The 23,098-nt window shown below is 68.1% G+C and carries 19 protein-coding genes and 1 tRNA gene; 11 read left to right on the top strand and 9 right to left on the bottom strand.

Going from position 1 to position 23,098, the window contains the following annotated elements; genetic code table 11:
• Window positions 1-314 precede the first annotated feature (314 nt).
• From RPIT_RS01395 to ssd, 5 genes are all read right to left on the bottom strand, one after another.
• The gene (locus RPIT_RS01395; RefSeq protein ID WP_077339832.1) at window positions 315-2,582 is read right to left on the bottom strand and encodes a DEAD/DEAH box helicase; all 2,268 of its coding nucleotides are present in this window, start codon (window positions 2,580-2,582) and stop codon (window positions 315-317) included.
• 61 nt (window positions 2,583-2,643) lie between these two features.
• Window positions 2,644-3,231, bottom strand: a complete 588-nt coding sequence (locus RPIT_RS01390) for a type II secretion system F family protein (RefSeq protein WP_143028267.1) — start codon at window positions 3,229-3,231, stop codon at window positions 2,644-2,646.
• A 131-nt stretch (window positions 3,232-3,362) separates the two neighbouring features.
• Window positions 3,363-4,010, bottom strand: a complete 648-nt coding sequence (locus RPIT_RS01385; protein ID WP_143028266.1) for a type II secretion system F family protein — start codon at window positions 4,008-4,010, stop codon at window positions 3,363-3,365.
• Window positions 4,011-4,207: 197 nt separating this feature from the next.
• Window positions 4,208-5,353 (bottom strand): TadA family conjugal transfer-associated ATPase, encoded by a 1,146-nt coding sequence (locus RPIT_RS01380; protein WP_077339826.1) that lies wholly within the window; start codon window positions 5,351-5,353, stop codon window positions 4,208-4,210.
• The gene (gene ssd / locus RPIT_RS01375) at window positions 5,346-6,359 is read right to left on the bottom strand and encodes a septum site-determining protein Ssd (protein WP_162274461.1); all 1,014 of its coding nucleotides are present in this window, start codon (window positions 6,357-6,359) and stop codon (window positions 5,346-5,348) included. The genes RPIT_RS01380 and ssd overlap by 8 nt, the downstream gene beginning before the upstream one ends.
• A gap of 139 nt (window positions 6,360-6,498) precedes the next feature.
• Here ssd and RPIT_RS01370 point away from each other — a divergent pair, with 139 nt between their 5' ends.
• From RPIT_RS01370 to RPIT_RS01345, 7 genes are read left to right on the top strand one after another with little or no spacing between them, the layout of a single operon-like run.
• Window positions 6,499-7,242: a class I SAM-dependent methyltransferase gene (locus tag RPIT_RS01370; RefSeq protein WP_077339822.1), complete on the top strand. Its 744-nt coding sequence runs from the start codon at window positions 6,499-6,501 to the stop codon at window positions 7,240-7,242.
• A 60-nt stretch (window positions 7,243-7,302) separates the two neighbouring features.
• Window positions 7,303-7,797: a phage holin family protein gene (locus RPIT_RS01365; RefSeq protein ID WP_077339820.1), complete on the top strand. Its 495-nt coding sequence runs from the start codon at window positions 7,303-7,305 to the stop codon at window positions 7,795-7,797.
• Window positions 7,798-7,841: 44 nt separating this feature from the next.
• Window positions 7,842-8,003, top strand: coding sequence for a DUF4177 domain-containing protein (locus tag RPIT_RS15305; protein ID WP_093664981.1), 162 nt, complete (start codon window positions 7,842-7,844; stop codon window positions 8,001-8,003).
• Window positions 8,003-8,470 (top strand): RidA family protein, encoded by a 468-nt coding sequence (locus tag RPIT_RS01360; RefSeq protein WP_077339818.1) that lies wholly within the window; start codon window positions 8,003-8,005, stop codon window positions 8,468-8,470. Before RPIT_RS15305 ends, RPIT_RS01360 begins: the two co-directional genes overlap by 1 nt.
• Window positions 8,457-9,128, top strand: a complete 672-nt coding sequence (nth, locus tag RPIT_RS01355) for an endonuclease III (protein WP_077339816.1) — start codon at window positions 8,457-8,459, stop codon at window positions 9,126-9,128. Before RPIT_RS01360 ends, nth begins: the two co-directional genes overlap by 14 nt.
• Before the next feature lie 33 nt (window positions 9,129-9,161).
• Entirely contained in the window at window positions 9,162-9,767 is a 606-nt protein-coding gene (locus RPIT_RS01350; protein WP_077339814.1) for a TlpA family protein disulfide reductase, read from the top strand.
• Window positions 9,764-10,399, top strand: coding sequence for an NUDIX hydrolase (locus RPIT_RS01345; protein WP_226996306.1), 636 nt, complete (start codon window positions 9,764-9,766; stop codon window positions 10,397-10,399). Before RPIT_RS01350 ends, RPIT_RS01345 begins: the two co-directional genes overlap by 4 nt.
• Window positions 10,400-10,764: 365 nt before the next feature.
• Here the strand turns inward: RPIT_RS01345 and RPIT_RS01340 are convergent, their stop codons facing one another.
• Window positions 10,765-11,076: a WhiB family transcriptional regulator gene (locus RPIT_RS01340; protein ID WP_077339812.1), complete on the bottom strand. Its 312-nt coding sequence runs from the start codon at window positions 11,074-11,076 to the stop codon at window positions 10,765-10,767.
• A gap of 145 nt (window positions 11,077-11,221) precedes the next feature.
• On the opposite strand from RPIT_RS01340, the gene RPIT_RS01335 reads away from it, so the two are divergent.
• The 3 genes from RPIT_RS01335 to RPIT_RS01325 all read left to right on the top strand — a co-directional run bounded on the left by RPIT_RS01335 (window position 11,222) and on the right by RPIT_RS01325 (window position 14,696).
• Window positions 11,222-13,654 carry a transglycosylase domain-containing protein gene (locus RPIT_RS01335; RefSeq protein WP_077339810.1) on the top strand — a complete coding sequence of 811 codons (2,433 nt, stop codon included), beginning with the start codon at window positions 11,222-11,224 and terminating at the stop codon, window positions 13,652-13,654.
• A complete protein-coding gene (locus RPIT_RS01330; protein ID WP_077339808.1) occupies window positions 13,654-14,559 on the top strand; it encodes a metallophosphoesterase in 906 nt (301 codons plus the stop codon). Before RPIT_RS01335 ends, RPIT_RS01330 begins: the two co-directional genes overlap by 1 nt.
• Before the next feature lie 63 nt (window positions 14,560-14,622).
• Window positions 14,623-14,696 (top strand) — tRNA-Pro (locus RPIT_RS01325).
• 796 nt (window positions 14,697-15,492) lie between these two features.
• On the opposite strand, the gene RPIT_RS14830 is transcribed toward RPIT_RS01325, so the two are convergent.
• Together RPIT_RS14830 and RPIT_RS14825 are read right to left on the bottom strand one after the other, a co-directional pair.
• A complete protein-coding gene (locus RPIT_RS14830) occupies window positions 15,493-16,179 on the bottom strand; it encodes a hypothetical protein (RefSeq protein WP_157633318.1) in 687 nt (228 codons plus the stop codon).
• The gene (locus tag RPIT_RS14825; RefSeq protein WP_143028265.1) at window positions 16,179-16,808 is read right to left on the bottom strand and encodes a BAR domain-containing protein; all 630 of its coding nucleotides are present in this window, start codon (window positions 16,806-16,808) and stop codon (window positions 16,179-16,181) included. Before RPIT_RS14825 ends, RPIT_RS14830 begins: the two co-directional genes overlap by 1 nt.
• 128 nt (window positions 16,809-16,936) lie before the next feature.
• Here RPIT_RS14825 and RPIT_RS01305 point away from each other — a divergent pair, with 128 nt between their 5' ends.
• Window positions 16,937-18,832, top strand: coding sequence for a phosphoenolpyruvate carboxykinase (GTP) (locus RPIT_RS01305; RefSeq protein ID WP_077339800.1), 1,896 nt, complete (start codon window positions 16,937-16,939; stop codon window positions 18,830-18,832).
• 53 nt (window positions 18,833-18,885) lie between these two features.
• On the opposite strand, the gene RPIT_RS01300 is transcribed toward RPIT_RS01305, so the two are convergent.
• Window positions 18,886-23,019, bottom strand: a complete 4,134-nt coding sequence (locus RPIT_RS01300; RefSeq protein ID WP_162274460.1) for a LamG-like jellyroll fold domain-containing protein — start codon at window positions 23,017-23,019, stop codon at window positions 18,886-18,888.
• Window positions 23,020-23,098 lie beyond the last annotated feature (79 nt).

Genomic DNA, 23,098 nt, shown 5'->3' with positions numbered 1-23,098 from the left:
CCCCGTCGAGGGGCCAACGCCAACAGGCCGACCTGAACGCCAACGGGGAGCGCCAACGCCAACCGGCATCGGGCGATGCCCGCGAGTCTCAGCTTCGCCCGTGAGATATCGCGGGCGAAGCTGAGGGTCGTCGGCGTTTGGCCTTGTCCGTTGGTGTTTCCACCTCTGGCGTTGGCGTTCCCACCTCTCTGTTGGCGTCCGCGTCCCCTGGGTTGGCGTCTAGGAGGCCCGCGTTGGCGTTCAGTCCTGCCGGTTGGCGTTTTCGGCCCCACGCTGGCGTTCAGGTCAGCCGGCTGGCGACGGTGGCCCCAGCGTCAGCGCAGTCCCAACGGATCGTCGAGCAGCAGCCCCAGCAACTCCGCGGCGGATGTCTTGCTGAGCACCTGGTTGGCGTTGCCGCACTTCGGGGAGACGACGCAGGAGGGGCACCCGTCGCTGCAGGTGCAGGTGGTCAGGCGCTCGAGGGTGGCGTGGAGCCAGTGGTCGGCCACCTCCCAGCCTCGCAACGCGAAGCCCGCTCCCCCGGCCATGCCGTCGTGGACGAAGATTGTGGCCAGCCCCGTGTCGGGGTGGAGCGCCGTCGAAACACCGCCGATGTCCCATCGGTCGCAGGGCGCGAAGGCCGGGAGCAGACCGATGGCCGTGTGCTCGGCCGCGTGCACCGCGGCGCCCATCTCCAATTCCCCCCACCCCAGCCGGCGGGCCAGGTGAGCCGGCACCGTCCACCACACGGCCTGCGTGACCATCCGGTGCCGCGGCATGTCCAGGGACGTCGTGTCCCACACCTCGTGGGTGACCTCGTCTCGCCGTAGATATCCCAGCACCTGGGAGTCCAGACGGACATCGCCGTGGCACACCTCGGTGATGCCCAGCTGCTTTCGGCCGCGTTCCTGCACGATCTCGATGTCGAAGGAGGACTGGGGCTGGGTGTAGAACCGCGGACGGTCCTTCACCACGAACGCCTGTCGTTCCTCCCGGTCCAACTCCGTCACCAGGTACGAGTCGCCCTGGTGCAGGTAGACGGCGCCCGGATGCACGGTACGGTCCACCGCCCCGGCATCGACCACCCCAACCACCCGCCCCGTGTCGCGCTCGATGATGTCGAAGGGGTGCTCCTCCATCGCGCGGAGCGAGATGAAGTCGACGGCGCGGTCCGGGCGGGTCCAGTAGTAACGTCCGCCCCTGTTGCGCAGCACGCCCTGCGCGGCGAGTGCCTCCGCAATCGCGGCGGCCTGCGGGCCGAACCACTGGTCATCGTCCGGCCGCAGGGGAAGTTCCTGGGCTGCCGCTGCGAGGTGCGGACCCAGCACGCGCGGGTTCTCGGGATGGAGGACGGCCCTTTCGACGGGGGCGTCGAACAGCAGTTCCGGGTGGTCGAGAAGATACGCGTCCAGCGGGTTCTCGCGCGCCAGCAGCACCACCAGCGCGTCACGGCCGCGGCGCCCAGCCCTACCCGCCTGTTGCCAGAACGAGGAAAGCTTGCCCGGATATCCCGAGACGAGCACAGCATCCATGCCGGCGACGTCGACGCCGAGTTCGAGGGCGTTGGTGCTGGCCAGACCCCGCAACTCGCCGGAGTGGAGAGCAGCCTCCAACTCCCGGCGGTCGTGAGCGAGGTAGCCGCCTCGGTACGACGCGATCCGGGACGGTTCGGTCGCGATCTCCTGCGCCGCGATCGACACCAGCTCCGCACCCTGCCGCGAGGGAACGAAAGCGATCGTCTGCGCCCGCTGGTCGGCCAACCGCGCCAGCAGCAGCGCGGTGTCAGAGCGGAGGCTGGAACCGGGCCGCCATAGCGCGACCGTCCTCCGCCCCGACGGCGCGGTGTCCCGCGCGATCACCTCGACGTCGGGAGCGCCGATGAGCGAGCCGCCGAACTCTGCTGCGTTGGGAGCGGTCGCCGATGACAACGCGAAGACCGGTTGGGCTCCGTAGTGTGCAGCTACCCGTCTGAGCCTCCGCAGGACCTGGGCGACGTGAGCCCCGAACACGCCCTGGTATCTGTGCGCCTCGTCGACGACGACGTAGCGCAGCGATCCGAGGAAGCCCGCCCATCGCTGATGGTTGGGCAGCACCGAATAGTGGAGCATGTCTGGATTGGTCAGTACGTAGCTCGCGTGCTCCCGCGCGAACCTCCGCTCGGCGTCGTCGGAGTCGCCGTCGAGCGTGGTGATGCGCCAGCCACGGGGACCCAGCGCAGCCGACGCCCGCCCCTGATCGTGAGCGAGTGCCTTGGTGGGGGCGATGTAGAGAGCGGTGTGCCGCGGCGTGGTGAGGCGCGCCCTGAGTGAGTCGGTCGACACGCCCAGAACGCCCTCCGCCGTCGCCGCGATGATGGGCAGCAGATATCCCAAGGTCTTTCCCGACCCGGTCGGGGTACAGATGATCGCGTGGTCTCCGCGGAAGAGCACGTCCGCGAACTCGCGTTGATGGCTCCAGGGGGCGGCGATCCCGGCGTCGGCACAGCGCCCAGCCGCCTCGGCGGACAGCCACGAGGGCCAGTGCGAGGGCTCCCCGGTCGTGGGCTTCCGCACGGACGTCGCGGTCACCTCGTCACTCGACAGGAGCCAATCAAATTGCACCCCTCCACTGTGCCACCCAGCACTGACAGCCCCGCGCCCTAACCCCTGGACGCCTACCCTCCTAGAACAGCTTCGTCATCAAGCCCGCCACGATCGGCACGACGCCGACGAGCACGAACGCCGGCAGGAAACACACCATCAACGGCACCGCCGACCGCACCCCGACCGTCCGAGCCTTCTTCGTCGCTTCGTCGCGCAGCTCCCTCCTCGCATCGTCCGCATGCATCCTCAGGACAGCTACGAGCGCCGTGCCCGATCGCTCCGACCGCACGATGTCTGCGGCCGCCCTGCCCCACACCGGATCATCACGCAGGCTCCCCCATGCCTCGGCCCCGGCACGCCCCAGCGCGAGGTGCGAGGCGACCCCCTGCAAGGTCAGCCGTGTCTCCTCCGGCGATACCGCCGCCACTGTCTCTGTGGCTGCAGTGACCGGTAATCCCGCTTCGAGGCACACGGCCAGGAAGTCAAGCGCATCGGGCAGCTCGCTGTGGCGGCGCCCCGTCGGCCTGGGTGATCGCCACAGCGACACACCACCGAACACGAGGGGCACCGAGAACACTCCGAGCAGCACTCCCACGGCTCCGCCCGCGCCGCCAGCCACTGCGAGCCCAGCGAGAACCGCGAGCGCCATCCGGTCTCGCAGGCGCATCCCGCCCGGTCTGTCGCGGAGCCAGCCAGGCGGGTGCCGCACGGGACGGCTGGCGATTCTTGAGATCCGAGCGCCAGGGTCGGGGATCGTGAGCCACGCCCCGAGTGCGGCGCAGAGAACCACGAGTGCCGTCACGGTGACGTCCGTGCTGTCGCCAACCTGTCAATCCACACCACACCCCCGGCGGTCAGCACCACTCCAGCCAGGATCAGCCACTGGCCCAACTCGTGGTGGAGCAGGAACCCCAGCGGGTCCCCTCCGCCCAGGACGCCGAGCGCGAGAGCGAGGAACGGCAGCGCCGCCATGATCCTCCCGCTGGTCCTTGCAGCAGCGAGCTCCGTTTCGAGAAGCGCCTCCAAATGCCGACGATGCCTGAGGTTCTCCGCCACCGTCGCCAGCACCGCCGCGATGGGCGCCCCACTGCGTTCGCTCACCCGCCAGGCCGCCGCCATCAGCCCCATTCCGTCTCGACCCGGCGACCGGGAGGATCTGGCCAGCTCCGAGGCGACGTCGGAGCCCAGTTTGCTCGCCGCGGCAGCCCGGGCCAGAGACGGGCACTCCGTTGCAGCCTCCGCGAGAGCCACCGTGGGGATCTGTCCTGCCCGCAGCAGAGAGGCAAGGAGCCGCGCGGCGTGAGCGGTCTGCTCGGCCGCCTGCTTGGCCCGGCGTCGGCGCACGGCGCTGATGGCGATCCATCCCATGCTGCCTCCGGCGACCCCAGCGGCGGCCACCCAGCCGAGAGCCTCCACGCCTGCGACAGCCGCTGCAATCACCATCATGAGGGGAATCACCCAGACGGCGCGGTGGGGCTCCGCGAGGAAACTCCGGGTGCTTTCCGCGCCGCCCGCGCCTCCGTCCAACCTGCCGGTACTCGGCGCCGAGTCCGTCAACCCCACGCTACCGAGTCGCCCTTCGGGGCGGCGGGCGCTGGACCATGACAACAGGGCTGCACCTGTCACCGCGGCAACAAGCGTGCTCAACACGACTCCACCAGCCGTCGCAGGGCCTCCGCCGCGGGTCCCCAGGTCGGCTCCGTCCCTTCGAGCACCACGGCCGTCTCGACCTCGACCAGTCCGTCCGCACCCCGGCGGAACACACCGATCTGCTGCACCTTGCGGCGCCCGGCGTGGTCGCGTCGCAGATGGATCACGACCCGGAGCGCGGCCGCAATCTGGGCGTGGCAGGCCTCCCTGCCGAGCCCTCCCAACGAGGCCAACGCCTCGAGCCGGGCGGGCACGTCCACAACCGAGTTGGCATGGATGGTGCCGCAGCCTCCCTCGTGACCAGTGTTGAGCGCCGTGAGAAGGTCAATGACCTCCGCACCTCGCGCCTCTCCCAGAACGACCCTGTCAGGTCTCATCCGAAGCGCCTGCCTCACGAGCGTGGTCAGGGTGATGGCTCCCGCACCCTCCGAGTTCGGTGGTCGTCCCTCCAGTCGGACGCAGTGCGGATGGGCAGGCTCCAGTTCCCGGGCGTCCTCGACCAGCACGATTCGCTCCGCGGCGGGAACGAGCCCGAGCAGTGCGGCCAGCAGGGTCGTCTTCCCGGAACCGGTACCCCCGGAGATGAGGAAGGGCACCCGGCGGGCGACGATCGATGCCAGCAAACCTGCCCCCTCAGTCCCCACCGATCCCGCCGCCACCAGGTCGTCCAATGTGAATCCCCGGGCGGCTGGGACACGCAGCGACACGCAGGTGCCGGGTGACGCCACCGGCGCCAGTACCGCATGGACGCGGACCCCACCCGGCAGTCTGCCGTCGACAAATGGGGAGGCATCGTCCAGCCGTCGCCCCGCGGCCGCAGCCAGCCTGATCGCGAGCCGGCGCACCTGCTCGTCGTCGACGAATCCCACCGAGGTCTTCTCAAGTCCGACGCCGCGGTCGACGAACACGTCGTCGGGCCCGTTGACCACCACGTCCGAGACTCCAGGGTCCCGGAGAAGCGAGTCGAGCGGCCCCGCTCCGGTGCTGTGGCGACGCAGCTCATCGAGGAGTTCCCGGACGCGCGCGTCGGAGACAGCCGCACCCAGAGTCCGCAGCGCCGCCGCCACGTCACGTGGCGTGAAGGGTCGGCCCAGCGCCGCCAGGTTCGCCTGAAGGGCCTCGAGGTCAGGATCAGTCATCGGTGATGCCCTTCAACAGCACGGTCAGCTCCTTCCGGTAGCGCCTCGCCGGGGCACTTGTCGGAGGCAAGCCCAGCTCCGCGAGCTTAGGCAGTGAGTTGTGCTGGCCGACCACACCCTTCACTGGTACGCCCAGAGCGCGGCTCACAACCCCCGGCGCGAGGGCGCGTCCGGGTCCCCGCCGCACGATCAGTCCCGACGGGGACAAGCCGGTCTGGCTGGCGAGCATTCGGGCAGCGGCCACGGACCGGACATCCCCGCCGACCATGAGCAACACGTGATCACACTCAACGGGAGGCGCTTCGTTGCCTGAATCGATCACGACGAGCTGCACCGCCCTGGTCAGCGAGGTCGCCACCGCGGCGACGGCGCCGCTGCTCGGCTGCTGGGGGTCGTCACGGCTGCTGGCCAGGACCCCGACGCCATCGACGGTGGGCAACGAGCCGAGGACGTCGCCCAACTCTCCCTGCGCCCCCGACAGATCCGACCATCTGACCCCCGCCGCCGTCTCAGCACCGAAGACGAGGTCGAGCCCACCACTGCACCGGGCCAGGTCCACCGCTGCGGCGGCCCGACCGCCGGCTGCAGCGATCAGGGCGAGGCCGGCCGTCACGGTGCTGACCCCGAGCCCCCCGGACGCGCCCACCAGGCCGAGCACCAGAGCACCTCGAACCGCCGGGCGCGCCGCTGACACCAGCGCGTCCGCGAGCCGGCCACTCCGGTCGGGGAGCGGAAGGACGGGAAGTGAGAGTTCGGCCGAACAGCGGGCGAGTTCAGCCACGGATGTGCCAACGAGAAATGCCCGCCCGGGGGGCACCGAACTCCATCTGGAGGCGACCTCCACCGAGACGAGGCGCAACGACGAGCTCTTCCACCCGCTACGCACCGTCGAGGAGTCGCCAGCCACGCAGAGGGGGACCTCAAGCGCCGCTGCTATCACCTCGACCGCCTCGATCACCGCTGGATCCCTGGCGCACAAGAGCACCCGCGCGTTGATGTCGTCCATGCCCGCATTAGCGGTCCGCAGACCCCTGATTTGCCGATCCTCTTCGGGGCTGTGGATAACGTCCCTGCGGAGCCGTGCACCTGCGCGAACGCGGTCGCGGCTAGGCTGAGGGCCCACCACGATTTGCAGAGAGGACCTCATGAGCCGCAACGCGCTGCCCGCCGAAGCCCTCGATTGGCTCACAGTGTGGCATGGCGCCCGCATGCTGGCGCTGGTCGGTGACACTGCGCTGCCGAGGCGGCTGAGCGCCGCGGGCCATACCGTCGTGGCGATCACCGACGACGCGGCGACGGCGGCCAAGCTGAGCCACGTGGATCGCGTCACGCCGCTCCTGGCGCGTCCCGAGGCGGTGCCGACGGACCCGATCCAGTTCGAGGTCGTCTACTGCCATCAACGGCTCCATCACTACGATCTCGACGCCGCCCTCCCCCAGCTCGCCCGTGTGCTGCGCCCCGGCGGCTGCCTCAGCGCCTCGTACCTCATTCGGGATGACTCGGTTCCCTGGGTGCGCCGCCTGGCGGCCCTGCTCCGTCGCTTCGACCCGATGGCGATGAAGGGCGACTACGGCCACGAGAGCCTCAAGGCTCTCGACAACTCGAAGTACTTCCCCGAGGTCGACCAGCGCGCGTTCCGGGTCTGGCAGACCGTCACCCGGGACGACCTCGCCGCACTCGTCAGGGCGCAGCCCCTGGCCCGCAACCTCGACGAGAAGCAGCTCGCGCAACTGCTGGGCCAGGTGGGAGAGCTCTACGACGGCGCCGTCCGCCCGGGAGAGAGTCTGCGGTTGCCATTCCAGTTGCTGTGCTGGCGTGCCTGGGTCAGCCACGAGGAGTTGACGGGCCCAGTGCACTTTCCCGACAGCGGGCTCAACATCCCGCTCTGAGCCGAGTCTCGACGCTCGCCGCCGCCAGCGTCTAGGCTGGCACATACCGAAAGGAACACCATGCCAATTGAGCCACGCCACACACTGGTTGACATCAAGGACGCCATCTCCGAGTTCGTCTCGAAGGAGTCGGAGCTCGCAGCGGCCGAAATCAAGCCCGCAGCCAAAGCCGCCGGCATCGGATCGGGCCTGTTCGCCGGGGCTGCGGTCTTCTTGTTCCATGTCGTCTGGATGCTCGTCATCATCATTGCCCTGGCAGTCGGGTTGCTTCTGAACGCCCTGACGTCGCTGCAGCCTTGGACGGCGATCACCCTGGGCTTCGTCGCGAGCATGCTGTTCAGCCTCATCGTCGCCGTCGTCCTGTTCATCATGGGCAAGGGCAAGTTCAAGCAGGTGAAGAAGCCCGACGCGACGATCGCGGAAGCAAAGGCGACGATCGACGCCGTCACGAACGCCGTCGCAGCGCGCAAGCCCCACGCGGAGGTGGTGGTGCGCGCCGACGACCTCCCGCAGTTCCGCGACGCCGATCTGCACAACACCTTCGGGCGCCCGTAGACCTCCCAGTGGCCGATGTTGGCGCCAACTGGCAGGCTTGACCCATGATCAAGTGGGAGTACTTCGTCGCGCCGATCCTGTCGCACGTGGCGCAGCAGATTCTGAACAACTTCGGCTCGGAGGGTTGGGAGCTCGTGCAGCTGGCCCCCGGCCCCAACCCCGACACCCTGGTGGGCTACTTCAAGCGTCCCATCCCCGGAGAGTGATGACGGTCTCCGCACGCCTCGCTGAGTTGGGGCTGCAGCTGCCGCCGGTCGCGAGGCCGGTCGCGGCCTACGTTCCGGCCGCCCGCGTCGGGAGTCAGATCTGGACCTCGGGGCAGTTACCCACCGTCGACGGCGCACTGGTCGCCACCGGCAAGCTCGGCGAGGCACTTTCCGTCGACGACGGCGTCGACGCGGCTCGGACAGCCACGCTCAATGCGCTGGCCGCCGTCTCGGATGTGGCGGGGGGCATCGATCGGATCCGAAGCATCGTCAAGGTGGTCGTCTACGTCGCGAGCGACAGCGGATTCACGCAGCAGCCCGCCGTCGCGAACGGGGCGTCAAACCTCCTGGGCGATCTGTTCGGGCCGAGCGGCGCGCACGTGCGCAGCGCGGTGGGGGTCTCGGTGCTTCCGCTCGACGCGCCCGTCGAGATCGAGCTGATCGTGGAAGCGGATGAGCTCGGCTGAGGCCATCCACGAGGGGCTGGCCGCCGCTTACCCTGACGCACGCTGCGAACTGGACTTCCGCAGCCCGTTCGAACTCCTCGTCGCGACTGTCCTGTCGGCGCAGTCGACCGACCGCCGGGTGAACTCCGTCACGCCCGCACTCTTCGCCCGCTACCCGACACCTCTCGCGCTCGCCGAGGCCGAGCAGGCTGCGGTCGAGGAGCTGATCGGCCCCGTGGGCTTCTACCGCACCAAAGCGACCGCCATCATCGGCCTCAGCCGGCGCATCGTCGACGATTTCGACGGCGAGGTGCCCGCCAACCTGGACGACCTGGTGACGCTCCCAGGGGTTGGCCGCAAGACGGCGAACGTTGTGCTGGGAAACGCGTTCGACGTCCCCGGCTTGACGCCCGACACGCATTTCATCCGACTCGCCAACCGCTTCGGCTGGGTGGACAGCACCAAGCCCGACGACGTCGAGCGCGCCGTCGCTGCCCTTTTCCCACCCGAGGACTGGGTCATGGTGTCACACCGCCTGATCTGGCACGGCCGCAGGTGCTGCCACGCCCGGCGTCCTGCGTGCGGCGCGTGTCCGGTCCGAGACCTGTGTCCGAGCAGCCACCTCGGCGAGCAGGACCCGGCAAAGGCCGCAGCGCTGATCCGCGAGCCGAGAGGCTGAGCCCGAAGATCGGGGCGGGTACGCTGACTCGCGATGATTCGACGAGTTGCCTTGGCCGCTGCCGTCGCCGCGTCCGTCCTGGCCGCGGCGTGTTCGCCGACGCCCGATCCAGGTGCCTCGAGCCCACCCACCTCCAGCGATGCGGCCGACCTCGCGTCGCTCCGAGTTCAGTACGGCCTCCCGGAGTGCCCTGACACCGATCCGGCCGCCGACGCCATTTCCGGAGGCCTCCCGGCCACTGCACTGGCTTGCCTCGGCACCGACCAGGAGGTCAACCTTGCGGGGCTTCCACGGGAACCAACCATCGTCAACCTCTGGGCCCAGTGGTGCGCTCCGTGCCGCGAGGAGGCCCCCTTCCTGCGCGAGGGACTGGCTGAGCTCGACGGGGTGAACTTCGTCGGGGTCAACTACAACGACCCGAAGCTGGACTGGGCGGTCGAGTTCGCCGGGCTGGTGGGCTGGATCTACCCGCACGTCATCGACCAGGACAAGACGCTTCAGTCCCAACTCCGCGTGCCGGGCCTGCCCACCACCTACTTCGTCAGCGAGGACGGCAGCATCGCCGGGGTTCATGCCGGCCCGTTCGAGTCCACGGCGCAGCTGCGCGAGCTCGCCTCCGAGTATCTGGGGGTGGAGTGAGGCATCCCGACACCTTTGCCCGGCTGAGCGCTGCGCTCGTCGCCGGGCCGGTCACGCGGCAGATTGGGATCGATCGCCGGCCCAAGGGAGAGCGGTCCGCGGCGGTCCTGATGCTCTTCACCGACGAGCCCGACCCATCGCTCACGTTCGTGACCCGGGCGGAAACCATGCGTCGGCATGCGGGCCAGATCGCGCTGCCCGGCGGGGCGGCCGACGACACCGATCCCTCGCTGCAGTTCACTGCGCTGCGCGAGGCGAACGAGGAGATCGGCCTGGCCAGCGAACACGTGACGATCCTCGGTGAACTTCCGGCCCTCTGGGTGCCAGCGTCACGCTACGACGTCACCACCGTCGTTGCGGTGTGGCCCGGCGGTCACCCGCTCGAGGCCGTGGATCCGGCCGAGACGGGCGCCGTGCACTCCTACCGGGTGTCCGAGCTCGCCGCCCCGGACGCCCGCGTGATGGGCCGCCACCCCCTCGGGTTCGAGGGCCCCGCGTTCGTGCTGGGAGAGCAGTTCATCTGGGGCCTCACGGGTCACCTCGTCGACTGGGGACTCGATCTCGGCGGCTGGGCCACTGACTGGGACCGGTTCCGGGTCGTAGACGTCCCCGCCCGCTTCCTCCGCGACTGACGGCCTTCGAGCCGTCCCTGCGGCACGCTCTGACGCCAACGCCGCGCACCCCGACGCCAACGGCCAGGGCCTAACGCCAACGAGCAGCCGACGTCGCCCGCGGGACTCAGCGACGCCCCTGATATCTCGCGGGCGTCCCTGGAGGTCGTCGGCGTGTGGGGATGACCGTTGGCGTTTCGGTCTGTCTGTTGGCGTCTGCGCGCCCCTCAGCGTTCTACTGCTGAGTCTCACGGCTCAGCCAGCCACAGACCGTTCGACGGGCTACCTGACTCGACCACTGGTGTCGGGTCAAGTGGGACATTTCATCGAGGGAAAGAAAGAGGCGCGCGGGACTCCGCGCGCCTCGAGCCTCGTCGTCGGTCCGGTCAGTGCCTCCCCGCCGGAAGGACTGCGATGGACGCGTCCCCCTCGTCGTTGTAATTGATGAGTACGTCGTGCCATGACGTGATGTCTGGCCGTGAGCGGAGCAGCGCCCGACGCTCGCGTTCGGTCATGCCTCCCCACACGCCCCACTCGATGCGGTTGTCCAGCGCCTCGGCCAGACATTCGGATCGGACGGGGCACCCGGCGCAGACCGAGCGTGCTCGTTTCTGGTCCTTGCCCTCAGGAAATAATGCGTCCGCCATGTCGCGGCACTTCGCTCGCAGCGTCCATTCGCTCACCTCGGCGAGTGACATTTGCTGCCCTCCTTTGCGCAGTGTTTGTCAGGTGTCCATGACGCTAGCGCATAGGTCGACCATTGCAACAGGGGGTCTGCCCTAAGAAATTCTTCAGATTAACTGAACGGCGGGGTTTTAGGGCTCGTCACGTAGGATTGGCGACATGAAGTCTGTCTCCCTCAGCTCCAAGACTTACTCCCTGTTGATGTTCTTGGCTGTCAGCCTGCTGTCGGGGCTCCTGCTCTCAGGCCTCGCGGTGCCGTTCGCTGCGCTCGCGGGGGGCGGCGCGAAGCTCGCGGCCGACTCGCTCGAGCAACTGCCGACCGAGCTGGAAACCCCACCCCAGTCGGAGCGCTCGCGGATCCTGATGGCCAATGGCGAGGTGCTCGCCACGTTCTACGACGAGAACCGCATCTACGTCCCTTTGTCTGAGATCGCACCCGTCATGCAGGATGCGCAGATCGCCATCGAGGACCACCGCTTCTACGAGCACGGAGCCATCGACTTCAAGGGCTTTGTGAGGGCTTTCTTCAAGACCATCTCGGGGGACACGCAGGGCGCCTCGAGCCTCACTCAGCAGTACGTGAAGCTCGTTCGCCAGGACATCGCGATCGCGGCGGGCGACAAGGAGGCCGCCCGAGCCGCCACCGAGGTCACGATCGAGCGCAAGATCATCGAGGCCCGGTACGCCATGGCGCTGGAAGAGCGCCTGACCAAGGACGAGATCCTCGAGCGCTACCTGAACATCGCGTACTACGGCGACGGCGCCTACGGCGTCGAGGCCGCCGCCCAGCACTACTTCGGCACGTCGGCGAAGGAACTCACCCTCGATCAGGCGGCCATGCTCGCCGGCCTCGTTCAGAACCCGGTCGCCACGAACCCCGTCAAGCGCACGGATCAGGCGATCAACCGTCGCAACGTGGTGATCAACCGGATGGCCGAGCTCGGCATCATCAGCCAAGAGGTCGCGGACGAGACAAAGCAGATCCCGTTCGATCAGTCGAAGGTCGTCAACATGCCCAACGGCTGTATCGCCTCCGAGTATCCGTTCCTGTGCGACTACGTGAGGCTCACCCTCCTGTCGGACAAGATGCCGAGCATGGGGGCGACGGTCGAGGAGCGCGAGAACCTGCTCAACCGGGGCGGCCTGACTATCACCACTCTCATCAACTCGGAGGCACAGGCCGCTGCTGAGGCGGCCGTCGCCAACCAGGTGGCCCCCACCGACCAGGTGCTGGGCGCCGTCACAATGCTGCAGCCGAAGACCGGCCTCATCGTCGCCATGGCGCAGTCCCGCCCGGTCATGGGCACCGACGCCACCGCCGGGGAGACCTGGTACAACTACAACGTCGAGCGCTCGATGGGTGGAGCCGAGGGTTACCAGGCCGGCTCGACCTTCAAGACTTTCGCCCTGGCTGCGGCACTCGATGTGGGGATGACCCCCGACAAGGAGTACGACGCCCCCTCCAGCATCGATCTCACCGGTGAAACCTTCCGCAACTGTGAGGGGACCTTCCCCCTCTACGGCGAGTGGAAACTCGGCAACCAGGGCAACCGCGGCTACGGGCGCATCGACATGCGCGAAGCCACCGAGAATTCGGTAAACACCTACTTCGGTCAGCTGATCCAGGACGCAGGCGTCTGTGCCACGGTGCAGATGGCGGCCAAGGCGGGCGTCAAGATGGCGACGGGCCAGGATCTGGTGGAGACGTACTCCAGCATCCCCTCCTTCGTCATCGGCACCGCCGAGGTGACCCCGCTGTCGCTGGCGGAGGCGTACGCGACGTTCGCCAACCGTGGCATCCATTGCGACCCGATCATCCTTCAGGGCGTTCAGACGAAGGACGGCGCCGAACTCGAGGTCCCCTCGGCCAACTGTCAGCAGGTTATTCGTCCCGAGATTGCCGACGGCGTCAACTACCTCCTCCAGGGTGTGGCCGAGAACGGCACGGGTCGCCCGGCCGCTCTCCGCGATGGTCGTCCCCAGGCGGGCAAGACCGGCACCATCGACAACTACGAGGCGCTCTGGTACGCCGGATACACGCCGGAGATGGCCGGAGTGGCGATGCTCGCCGCGGACAAGACCCACCCGTTCTGGGAAGGAAAGTTCCCCCGCTCCCTGCGTCGACTGACACTGCCGAGCGGTTACCGGATTGAGGGATCGGGTGGCGGCGATGCCGGCTTGATGTGGCGCGGAGCGATGAGCGCCGCCGTGGCGGACCTCCCCAGGACTGAGTTCATCGAGCCCACCGACGAAATCCTGGAAGGCGTCGAGGTCCCCGTGCCGAGCGTGCGGGGGATGGGCTACAACGAGGCCAAGGAGGTTCTCGAGGCAGCCGGCTTCACCACCGAACGGGTGCGTGTTCACTCAAACCGTCGCCGCGGCACCTTCCTCGGCATCACGCCGAGCGACATGGCGGTGAAGTTCTCCACGATCAGGATGCGCGTGTCCCTGGGCCCCGCCCCGAAACCGAAGCCGAAGCCTGAACCCAAGCCTGAGCCGGCACCCGCGCCCCCGCCCGCAGAGCCGGCTCCGCCGGCGCCTCCCGCCGATCCGCCAGCAGACCCGCCCGCTGAGGAAGAGTCCGACGACTGATGCTCGGGACCATCGCTAAGGGAGCGGCGACGGCGGCAGTGGCGGCGTCCGCCGGCTTCGGCTGGGGACTCGTCGAGGCGAACCTCTTCACCGTCCGGCGCTTGGAGGCCCCCCTCCTTCCGCCGGGTGGGCAGCCGCTGAAGGTGCTCCACGTTTCCGACGTGCATCTGATGGCGGACCAGGAGGCGAAGCTCAGCTTCGTCTCGTCCCTGGCGGAGTTGGGCCCGGACCTCGTCATCAACACAGGTGACAACATCTCCGAAGCCCGGTCGGTCGAGGTGCTGGCCGATGCCTGGTCCGACTTGTTGCGGGTGCCGGGCGCGTTCGTGTTCGGCTCCAATGACTACTACTCGCCGATTATGCGCAACCCGCTGTCGTACCTCGTCCACGGCAAGTCAACCGGCGGCGGTAAGCGCGAACCGGATCTTCCCTGGCGGGAACTGAGGGACCGCTTCTCCGAGCACGGGTGGGTGGACCTGACTCATCGTCGCGAGACGTTGAACGTGAACGGGTACCGCATCGCGCTCCGTGGGACTGACGACGCCCATCTCGGCAGGGACCGCTACGAGGATGTCGCTGGACCCGCTGATGATGCTGCGGACCTCAACGTTGGCGTCACGCACGCCCCTTATCTCCGCCTGCTCGACGCGATGACGAGCGACGGCATGGACCTGATCTTCGCCGGCCACACGCACGGCGGTCAGGTCTGTGTCCCCGGCTACGGGGCGCTCATCACGAACTGCGATCTCGACACCCGCCGCGTCAAGGGTCTCTCGACGCACACCGTCGGTAGTCACACCGCGCACCTGCACGTCTCCGCAGGTGTGGGAACCTCGCCCGCGGCTCCCTACCGCTTCGCGTGCCGACCAGAGGTGACGCTGCTGACGCTGGTCCCGTCCAGCTGAGCCGCACCGGTTTCGCGGTTTGCCTCCGCGTCGGCTAACATTTCCGTTGGCCCACAGGGCCATCGGGGTGTGGCGCAGCTTGGTAGCGCGCGTCGTTCGGGACGACGAGGCCGCAGGTTCAAATCCTGTCACCCCGACGAAGTCCGAGAGAAGTGAGCAAGCTCCCTTCCTCGGACTTGTTGTTTTTCTGGGGAATGGGAGCTTGTTCACTTCCGAGGACGAGGAAGGGGTTGGAGGGACGTAGTCCCGGAACACCCCGACGAAGTCCGAGAGAAGTGAGCAAGCTCCCTTCCTCGGACTTGTTGTTTTTCTGGGGACTGGGAGCTTGTTCACTTCCGAGGACGAGGAAGGGGTTGGAGGGACGTAGTCCCGGAACACCCCGACGCAGGTCGAGAGAAATGGGCAAGCGCTCATCGCTCTCGACTTTCTGCTTTCCAGGGACTGGGCGCTTGTCCATTTCCGAGGCCAAGGAAGGGGTTGGAGGGACGTAGTCCCGGAACACCCCGACGCAGACCGAGAGGGTCGACGCCGCGGACCGGCCGGCGCCAACCGACAACACCGAACGCCAATCGAGATTGCACCTCGCCCGCCAGACTCAGCGACGCCAGCGAAATCTCGCGGGCGTCGCTGTGTCTCGGCGGCGTTCGGCCTTGTCTGTCGGCGTTTGCTGCTCGTGGTTGGCGTTTCCCTCCCCCGGTTGGCGTTTCCCTCGCGCGGTTGGCGTTTCCCTCGCGCGGTTGGCGTCTCCCGCTAACCACTGGCGTTGGCTCACAGCGGTTGGCGTCTACCAGCTCAAACCCCAGGAACCACAGGAAGCAGTGAACCGGGCGGCGGATAGGCTGGCGCTGTGCCGGCGGCGGTGGCTGGTTGGGGGGAGCCGCCATTTCGGGATGAGATGAGGCTTGGCTACCGAGCCGCGGGGCGACCGAGGGTTCAGTACTCCCGGTCGCCCGTCTCATGTCCGCACCGGATTCCCAAGCCCTCGGGGATTCCGGCCTCACGCAGGGCGGAGCACTCCGGCATCGCCTGCATCGCGAGTGCCACACCCCACACGCCGCCCACCTCGGCGTAGAGCGTGGCACTGCCCCCACAGCTGCCGTTCTCCGAGCCATAGACGTAGCCCGCGGGATGCACCGACGTGACCGTCATAGCGGACAGCAAGCACCCGGCGGAATCCTCATCCGCGAAGCGGGCGACGACGTAGTCCGCGAACCCCGACGGTGCACCTTCGATCCCGCCGACGTCCCCCGCGGAGAGCAGATCCGCGTCGAAGCTCCGCCAACCCGACGGCACCGCGGGATCAGGTGCTACCGCGGTTGTACTGGGTGCCGGATTGGGGACGGGTGGCGCACTGGGCGAGACGGCCGTCGTAGCCGGCGCGCTGGTCGACGGTCGCGCCGGGCTCTCATCGGTCTCGGTCGGCTCGGGCACTGCGGGCTCCGGCACGGGCGTGGCTGACGCTCGGCCCGGCGTGGGACTCGACGTCGGAGGGACGGACGGCTGGAAGAGAGATGTGCTGGGTGCAGGCTCGGGAGTGACTGGCTCCGCGCTCGGAGCGGGTGCCACCGCACACCCGGTGAGCACCAACCCGGCCAGCACTGCGGCGGTGCCCGGACGCATCAGTAGTCCTTGGCTGCGCCCGAGTCGTCCATGCAGCGCAGACCCTCCGCGCCGGTCGGGATGCCGTTCAACTCAAGGTCGCGGCAGGGCATCACGTCCTGGAAAGCGACGATGTAGTGCCAGGCACCCTCGGTAATGCCCCAGACGGTCTGCGCAGAGCCGCAGGTGCCCGCCTCGGAGCCGAAGACGAATCCGTCGCGATGCACGGTCTTGACCTCCACCTCGGTCATCGTGCAGCCCGCCTCGTCCTCAACGCCGAGCCGCTGACCCAGGAACGCTCTGAACGACTCGGGTAACAGCGATGCCCCAGCGACTGCTGCGGCGTCCGAGTAGGTCTCGCCGACCGTCGTCCACGGCCCGCCCTGGGGGGTGGGCTGCGGCACGGGGCTCAGCGAGCCCGTCGGGGCCAACTCCCCCGAGGGCTCCACGGTGGAGGGGTCCACCGTTTCGCTCGGGGCGGGGACGGCGCTGGTCGACGGTGCCGCGGCGCTCGAGGGAGCGGGTTCCACGGGCGCACTGGACGGCGCGGCGACGCTGGCGGGGGGCGTCGGGGTCACCTCGGGCCCCGGACTGCAGGCAGCCACCAGTGCTAGAACGGGAAGGACAGCGGCGAGGGTCACAGTGCGCACGCTCGGAGAGTATCAGCCGTCCACGGACACGCCCGTGATTAACATCCATGACATTTCTTGGATATGGTGCTAATGGAAACGCTCAACGGAGATGCGTGATTCCAGGCAGTGTCGCAACGAGGAGACCCATGTCAATCGCCACCGAAGTCCGCCGCAAGTCCAGGACGGATATTCCCGCAACCGGTCAAGAACCCAAGCACGCCAAGCTGCTGGCGTGGCTCGACGAAGTAGTTGAGCTGACGCAGCCCGACGCCATCCACTACTGCGACGGCTCCGACGCCGAGTGGGACCAGCTCGTCGACCATCTGGTCGAGAAGGGCACCGTCGTCCGGCTGAACGACGAGAGGAAGCCCAACTCCATCTACACCCGCACGGATCCAGACGACGTCGCGCGCGTCGAGGACCAGACCTTCATCTGCTCGAACGACGAGCGGAACGCCGGGCCCACCAACAACTGGATGAACCCCGACGAGATGAAGCGCATCATGCGCGGGCTCTACGACGGGTGTATGCGCGGGCGCACGATGTACGTGATGCCGTTCTGCATGGGGCATCTCGACGCGGCCGACCCGAAGTTCGGGGTGGAGGTCTCCGATTCCGCCTACGTCGTCTTGTCGATGCGCATCATGACCCGGATGGGTGCCGAGACCATGGCGCGGATGGAGGAGACCGAGGCCGACTTCGTGCCGTGTCTGCACTCCGTCGGCATGCCGCTGGACGAGGGCCAGGAGGACGTGCCGTGGCCCTGCAGCGAGGAGAAGTACATCGTGCACTTCACCGACGAGCGGATGATCTGGTCGTACGGGTCGGGCTACGGCGGCAACTCGCTGCTCGGGAAGAAGTGCTATGCGCTGCGCATCGCGTCGGTGATGGCGCGCGACGAGGGCTGGCTGGCCGAGCACATGCTCATCCTCAAGCTGACCTCCCCCGAGGGCCGCGCCTACCACGTCGCCGCGGCCTTCCCCTCGGCGTGCGGCAAGACCAACCTGGCGATGCTCGACCCAACCGTCGCCGGGTGGACGGTCGAGACGCTGGGCGACGACATCGCCTGGCTGCGCTTCGGGGAGGACGGCCGTCTCTACGCCACGAACCCCGAGACCGGATTCTTCGGAGTTGCGCCCGGCACCGGCCACGACACCAACCCGAACGCGATGAAGTCGCTCGAGGCGGGCAACTCGATCTTCACCAACGTCGGCCTCACCCCAGACGGCGACGTCTGGTGGGAGGGGATGACCAAGGAGAAGCCGGAGACCCTCACCGACTGGAAGGGTCGCGAATGGCACGGGTCGACCGGCCCGGTCGGTGGCCGTCCCGACGAGAAGGCCGCCCACCCCAACAGCCGCTTCTGCACTCCCATCGAGCAGTGCCCGATCCTGAGCGACGAGTACCACAACCCCGAGGGCGTGCCGCTCGACGCGATCATCTTCGGCGGGCGTCGGGAGAACACGATCCCGCTTGTGACCCAGTCCCGCGACTGGCAGCACGGCGTCTTCATGGGCGCCACCTGCTCGTCGGAGACCACGGCCGCGGCGTCGGGAGCCGTCGGCGTGCTGCGCCGCGACCCGATGGCGATGCTGCCGTTCATCGGCTACCACGTGGCCGACTACATCCAACACTGGATCGATCTCGGCAAGAACGCTGACCCCGAGAAGCTGCCGAAGATCTTCTACGTCAACTGGTTCCGCCGCGACGCCGAGCACCGGTTCATGTGGCCCGGCTTCGGCGAGAACTCGCGCGTGCTGAAGTGGATCGCGGAGCGTGTCGACGGGAAGGTGGACGCCGTGGAGACGCCGATCGGCTACCTGCCCACCGACGACGGGCTCGACGTCGAGGGTCTGGACATCGACCCCGACGACCTCCACGATGTGGTCACGTTCCAGCCGCAGGAGTGGGCCGACGAGGCCCCCCGCATCGGCCGCTGGTTCGATCAGTTCGGCTGGCGCCTGCCGCGGGAGATGGTCGACGAGCTGCGCCGCCTGGAGACGGCGGTGGGTCGACGTCCGAGTCAGGATTTCCGACGCTGACGTGAAGAGCGGGCCCGGGGATCTCTCCCCGGGCCCGCTTTCCAAGTCGTTCGCTATCCGGTGGCGCGGAAGCGGACGATGTTGTTGAACACCCAGCCCTCCTTGACGCTGTGGACCCAACGCCCGTCGGAGGCAAGCGTCGAACCCACATAGCTGGTCCAGATGTAGGAGCGGCACCCGTTCTGACCGGTGGCCGGGGTGTCGCACTCCGTCCTCCACGAACGTCCCTGCGAGGTCCACTCCCCCGGCACGCCCAAGGGGTTGGCCGACCACTGTTCGCGGGTCATCCGCGGCAGGTAGGTGAGGTTGTTGAAGTGCCATCCGGTGACTTGGACGAAGCGCCCGTCGACGCGGTGCACGGTCGTCGACCAGATCTCAGTCCGGCAGCGAGTCGTCTGCGAATACGGTTCGCACTCGGTGTACCACATGCGACCGTTGACGTTGTGGAACCCGGGGGTCGAGTAGACGTCCACGTGGAGGGGCGGCTCCGGGGTGGGTGTGGGGGACGGTGTGGGCGTCGGAGTCGGGGTCGGGCTGGCGTCGACGGAGACCATCTCTTCCCACACCTCGGAGACGACTCCGTTGCTGCCGGTGGCACGCCACTGAACGAGGTAGGAGCCCTCCGCCAACTCGACGGGACCCGAGTAGGTTTCCCATTCGCCTCCCGGGAGCCGGTACTCGACCGTCGTCCCGTCGGCCTGACCGCTGAGCGTGAGCGTTGCCGGGTCACTTTCGGTCGCCTGGGTGATCGTGGCGGTCACCGTGCCTCCGATGTAGATCTCCTGCTCCTGCTCCACAAGCGTGGCCACCTCCGGCGCGCTGAGCGCACGGTCATAGACCCGGAAGTCGTCGACGAGCCCCGTGAAGTAGGGGTCGGCGGCGTACATGGAACGACCGATGTAACCACTGATGAGATCGGTGGGGTCGTCGATGTCGGCGGGGGTGGTCTCGGTGGCGACGGAACCGACCAGGGCGCCGTCGACGTAGTAGGACAGCTGTCCGCCGCCCAACGAGACCGCGACGTGGTGCCATTGATTCGACGACAGGTCGGCTGACGCCGTCGCCCGCTCCTCGGCGCGCCACTCGTTGAGCGTCACGCCGGCCGCTGATCCGCCTGACCAGTGGCTGGCAGCGTGGAACAGGTGGCGGAGTTGCCCCGAGCCGAGGGTGAAGGTCCACGGATCGGTGCTGCCACCTGCCCAGTTGAGGTACGTGGTCACGGTGAGGGCATCGGAGCCGAGCAGGCCCGCAGGCAGCGTGACGTAGTTTCTCGTCGTGCCGCTGAGAGACAGCGCCTCACCGTTGACGCCCGGCACGCGGGGTGCACCGGCGGTGACGGCGCCGTCGTTGTCGTGGCCCGAGACGTCGTCGATGACCGATTCGTCGTCACCCTCGAACTCGTAGCGCAGCACGAGCCCATCGGTGATGTCGGTGGCGACGACGACCGTGACGTCGGCCGACACCGGACCGTCAGCGCCTGCAACGCTCGCCGTCACCGTGGTGGTGCCGACAGTCAGTGCCGTGATGGTGCCGTCGGCCGCCACCCGGGCGATCCTGGGGTCGGCCGAGGTCCAGGTCACCGTGGTGTCCGCCGTGGTGGCGGGCAGGATGGAGACGGACACCGTCCGGGTGTTGCCGGGCTTGACGATGACGCTGGCCGGATCGACGGTGAGCGACTCGGCCTTGACCGGTCCCGTCTGCACGGTGATGGCGGCCGTCGCCCGCAGCCCGGGCGCGATGGGCACGCGACCTTCGACGGTGAACGAGCCCGCTGCGGCGTAGCTGGCGGCGGGGACGGGATCCCACGTCACCGCGGCCATCCCGCTGGAGCCGTCGGCGTACTGGACGGACACGACGCCGGGAAGGATCGGAGCCTGCCCGACCTGCACCGTCTGGGCGAAAGGCTCGATTTCCACGACGGCGGCGTCGGGCTGGTGGTGCTCCAGCACCCTGCTCCACTCCTCCTGGGTGATGGGCAGCACCGTGCCGTGGCGTGGCCGAGACGGCATGTCGTAGCTGTCCGGGATGGTCCATTCGGTGCGGTCACCGTCGAGGTTCGTGGTCTCGAAGGGCACGTAGCCGCGTCCGCCGAACTCGTCGATGAACATGTACCACTTGTCGGCCTCGTTGTCCTTGAAGATCGTGGGCCCTTCACCGGCGTTGATCTGCCCCTGGCCGATGCATTCGTCGATGAAGGTCCAGTCGGTGGAGCGGAGCTCGGTGCTCGACTCTCCGACGATGTACTTGCCGCACGGATTCTCGGCGTTCCTGCCGCGCTCGTCCTTGGTGAAGCGGTAGTAGGTGTCACCCTCCTTGATGACGGTGGAATCGATGACGGAGTAGCCGGGATCTATCCACACCTGGGCGGGGGTGAACGTGTGGAAGTCGCGCGTGGTGGCGTACATCATGCGGTTGTAGGTGTTGCCGGTGTGGTCCGGGTCGTCCTCGGCGTAGAGCTTCGACGCCCAGAAGACGACGTACGCGCCGATGGACTCGTCGTAGAAGGCCTCCGGCGCCCAGGTGTTGCCGGCGGTGTCCGGGGACACCTGCACGAGGCGCTGATCGGTCCAGTTCACGAGGTCTGTCGACTCCCACACCATGATCGACTTGGAGCCGCTGCGCTGGGCGGCGTCCCAGCCTCGCCCGTCGTAGATCCTCAGGTCCGTGGCGATCTGGTAAAACTTGTCGCCCTCGGGGCTGCGGATGATGAAGGGGTCGCGCAGGCCCTCTTCACCCAGGGTGGATGTGAGAACCGGCTGGTTGTCGGCCAGGTCCATGTAGTGGAGCGGATCGTTGCCCTCGGACAGACCGAAGTAGATCTGCTCTCCGTTGGCAGTGCCCTCCCCCACGAAGTAGGTGAAAAGGTACCCCTCGTAGTCCAGCGGTGCCGCAGCAGCGGGCACGGAGATCACGAACTCCTTGGTGGCAGTGGCTCCGTTGACGGTCGCCGTGGCGGTCAGGACGACCGACGCGTCGTCGGCGCCTCGGGTGACCTCGCCGGTGTCGCTGACGACGGCGGGCGCGGAGCTGGACCAGCTGATGGGCGTGTCTTCGGCCCCCGCGATCGTGGGGAGCGTCAGGTTACCGCGGGCATCATCGGCGTTGTGGACGACGATGTCGGCCAGCGCGCGTTGGGCCCTCTCCTGCGCCGAGAGTTGCGGCAGGACCGTCACTGCGAACGCCTTCGTGGCTGACACTCCGTCTCGTCCGACGAGGGTGGCGGTCAGGGAAACGCTGGCAGGCACTTCCGCCGGGGGTGTGACCTCGCCGCTTTCGGAGACCACAGCAGGGTCGGACGACGACCAGCTGATGGAGGCACCGAATTGCCCCTTCTGCGGGAGGGTGAGATCAGAATCGATCTGTGAGGTGTCGCCCAGGTTCAGGGCGGCGACGTCGGCGTCGAGCGAATCCCGCGCGTTGAACGCGTTGATCTCCCCGACCTCGGACGCGGTCAGTGCCCGCGTGTAGAGGCGGAAGTCGCGCAGCCGCCCCTTGAACATCACGTCGTTGATGTAGGCCGAGCGGGCCAGGGCGTTGTAGTTCGTCTCGCCCGCCGGATCGAGGCCGATGTCGCTGGGCAGGAGCGTGGCGTCGGACCTCCGGCCCACCTCCTCCCCGTCGAGGTACAGCACGATCGTGGGGCCGTCGAATGTGAACGTCACGTTGTGCCACTCGGCGCGGGGCAGAGACCCGGCCCGCCGTGCGTCCTGCTCCCGTTCCCAGCGCTGGTCGGAGATGCGGGCCTTCAGGAGGTTGGCCGAGTCGGATGCGAACAGGTAGCCGTGCTGATCGCTCTGCGCCGCTCCGGGGTCGATCCGGTTGCCGAGGTTGTAGAAGAAGTAGTTGGAGTTGGCGCTGAGCGTGGGGTCCACGAGCACCTCCACCGACACCGAAACCGCGGAGAGCCCCGTGATGAGGTCGTCGGGCATCGTGACGTAGTTGGTGCCGGTGAACCGCAGCCCAGCGTCGCCTTCAGCCGCGCCTCCGCCGACGAGCGTGCCGTGGCGGTCGTTTCCGGATGCGTCGGTGACGACGGTGCCGGTGTCCGTTTGGAGCGGGTAGTGCAGCGCCAGGCCGTCGGTCGGCGGTGCGGCCGTGGCCTGCTGGCCGGGCGACACGGCCATGGCCAGCCCTAACGCCGCCGACAGCAGCACGGCGGCCGCCCTGCGCGTTCTCGTGATGGTCATCGGTAGTTCTCCTCGTTGAGTGATCGATGGTCTTGTCTGTGGGGGAAGGCCCCGACCGCCGAGACGGCCGGGGCCTCCG

The organism is Tessaracoccus flavus, assembly GCF_001997295.1.
Classification (GTDB): domain Bacteria; phylum Actinomycetota; class Actinomycetes; order Propionibacteriales; family Propionibacteriaceae; genus Arachnia; species Arachnia flava.
This window is presented reverse-complemented; position numbering and strand designations above follow the sequence as displayed.

Coding starts and splice junctions, on each gene's coding strand:
- RPIT_RS01390 (WP_143028267.1), bottom strand. CDS start 3,231: ATGCGCCTGCGAGACCGGATGGCGCTCGCGGTTCTCGCTGGGCTCGCA.
- RPIT_RS01385 (WP_143028266.1), bottom strand. CDS start 4,010: ATGATGGTGATTGCAGCGGCTGTCGCAGGCGTGGAGGCTCTCGGCTGG.
- RPIT_RS01380 (WP_077339826.1), bottom strand. CDS start 5,353: ATGACTGATCCTGACCTCGAGGCCCTTCAGGCGAACCTGGCGGCGCTG.
- ssd (WP_162274461.1), bottom strand. CDS start 6,359: ATGGACGACATCAACGCGCGGGTGCTCTTGTGCGCCAGGGATCCAGCG.
- RPIT_RS01370 (WP_077339822.1), top strand. CDS start 6,499: ATGAGCCGCAACGCGCTGCCCGCCGAAGCCCTCGATTGGCTCACAGTG.
- RPIT_RS01365 (WP_077339820.1), top strand. CDS start 7,303: ATGCCAATTGAGCCACGCCACACACTGGTTGACATCAAGGACGCCATC.
- RPIT_RS15305 (WP_093664981.1), top strand. CDS start 7,842: ATGATCAAGTGGGAGTACTTCGTCGCGCCGATCCTGTCGCACGTGGCG.
- RPIT_RS01360 (WP_077339818.1), top strand. CDS start 8,003: ATGACGGTCTCCGCACGCCTCGCTGAGTTGGGGCTGCAGCTGCCGCCG.
- nth (WP_077339816.1), top strand. CDS start 8,457: ATGAGCTCGGCTGAGGCCATCCACGAGGGGCTGGCCGCCGCTTACCCT.
- RPIT_RS01350 (WP_077339814.1), top strand. CDS start 9,162: ATGATTCGACGAGTTGCCTTGGCCGCTGCCGTCGCCGCGTCCGTCCTG.
- RPIT_RS01340 (WP_077339812.1), bottom strand. CDS start 11,076: ATGTCACTCGCCGAGGTGAGCGAATGGACGCTGCGAGCGAAGTGCCGC.
- RPIT_RS01335 (WP_077339810.1), top strand. CDS start 11,222: ATGAAGTCTGTCTCCCTCAGCTCCAAGACTTACTCCCTGTTGATGTTC.
- RPIT_RS01330 (WP_077339808.1), top strand. CDS start 13,654: ATGCTCGGGACCATCGCTAAGGGAGCGGCGACGGCGGCAGTGGCGGCG.
- RPIT_RS14830 (WP_157633318.1), bottom strand. CDS start 16,179: ATGCGTCCGGGCACCGCCGCAGTGCTGGCCGGGTTGGTGCTCACCGGG.
- RPIT_RS01305 (WP_077339800.1), top strand. CDS start 16,937: ATGTCAATCGCCACCGAAGTCCGCCGCAAGTCCAGGACGGATATTCCC.
- RPIT_RS01300 (WP_162274460.1), bottom strand. CDS start 23,019: ATGACCATCACGAGAACGCGCAGGGCGGCCGCCGTGCTGCTGTCGGCG.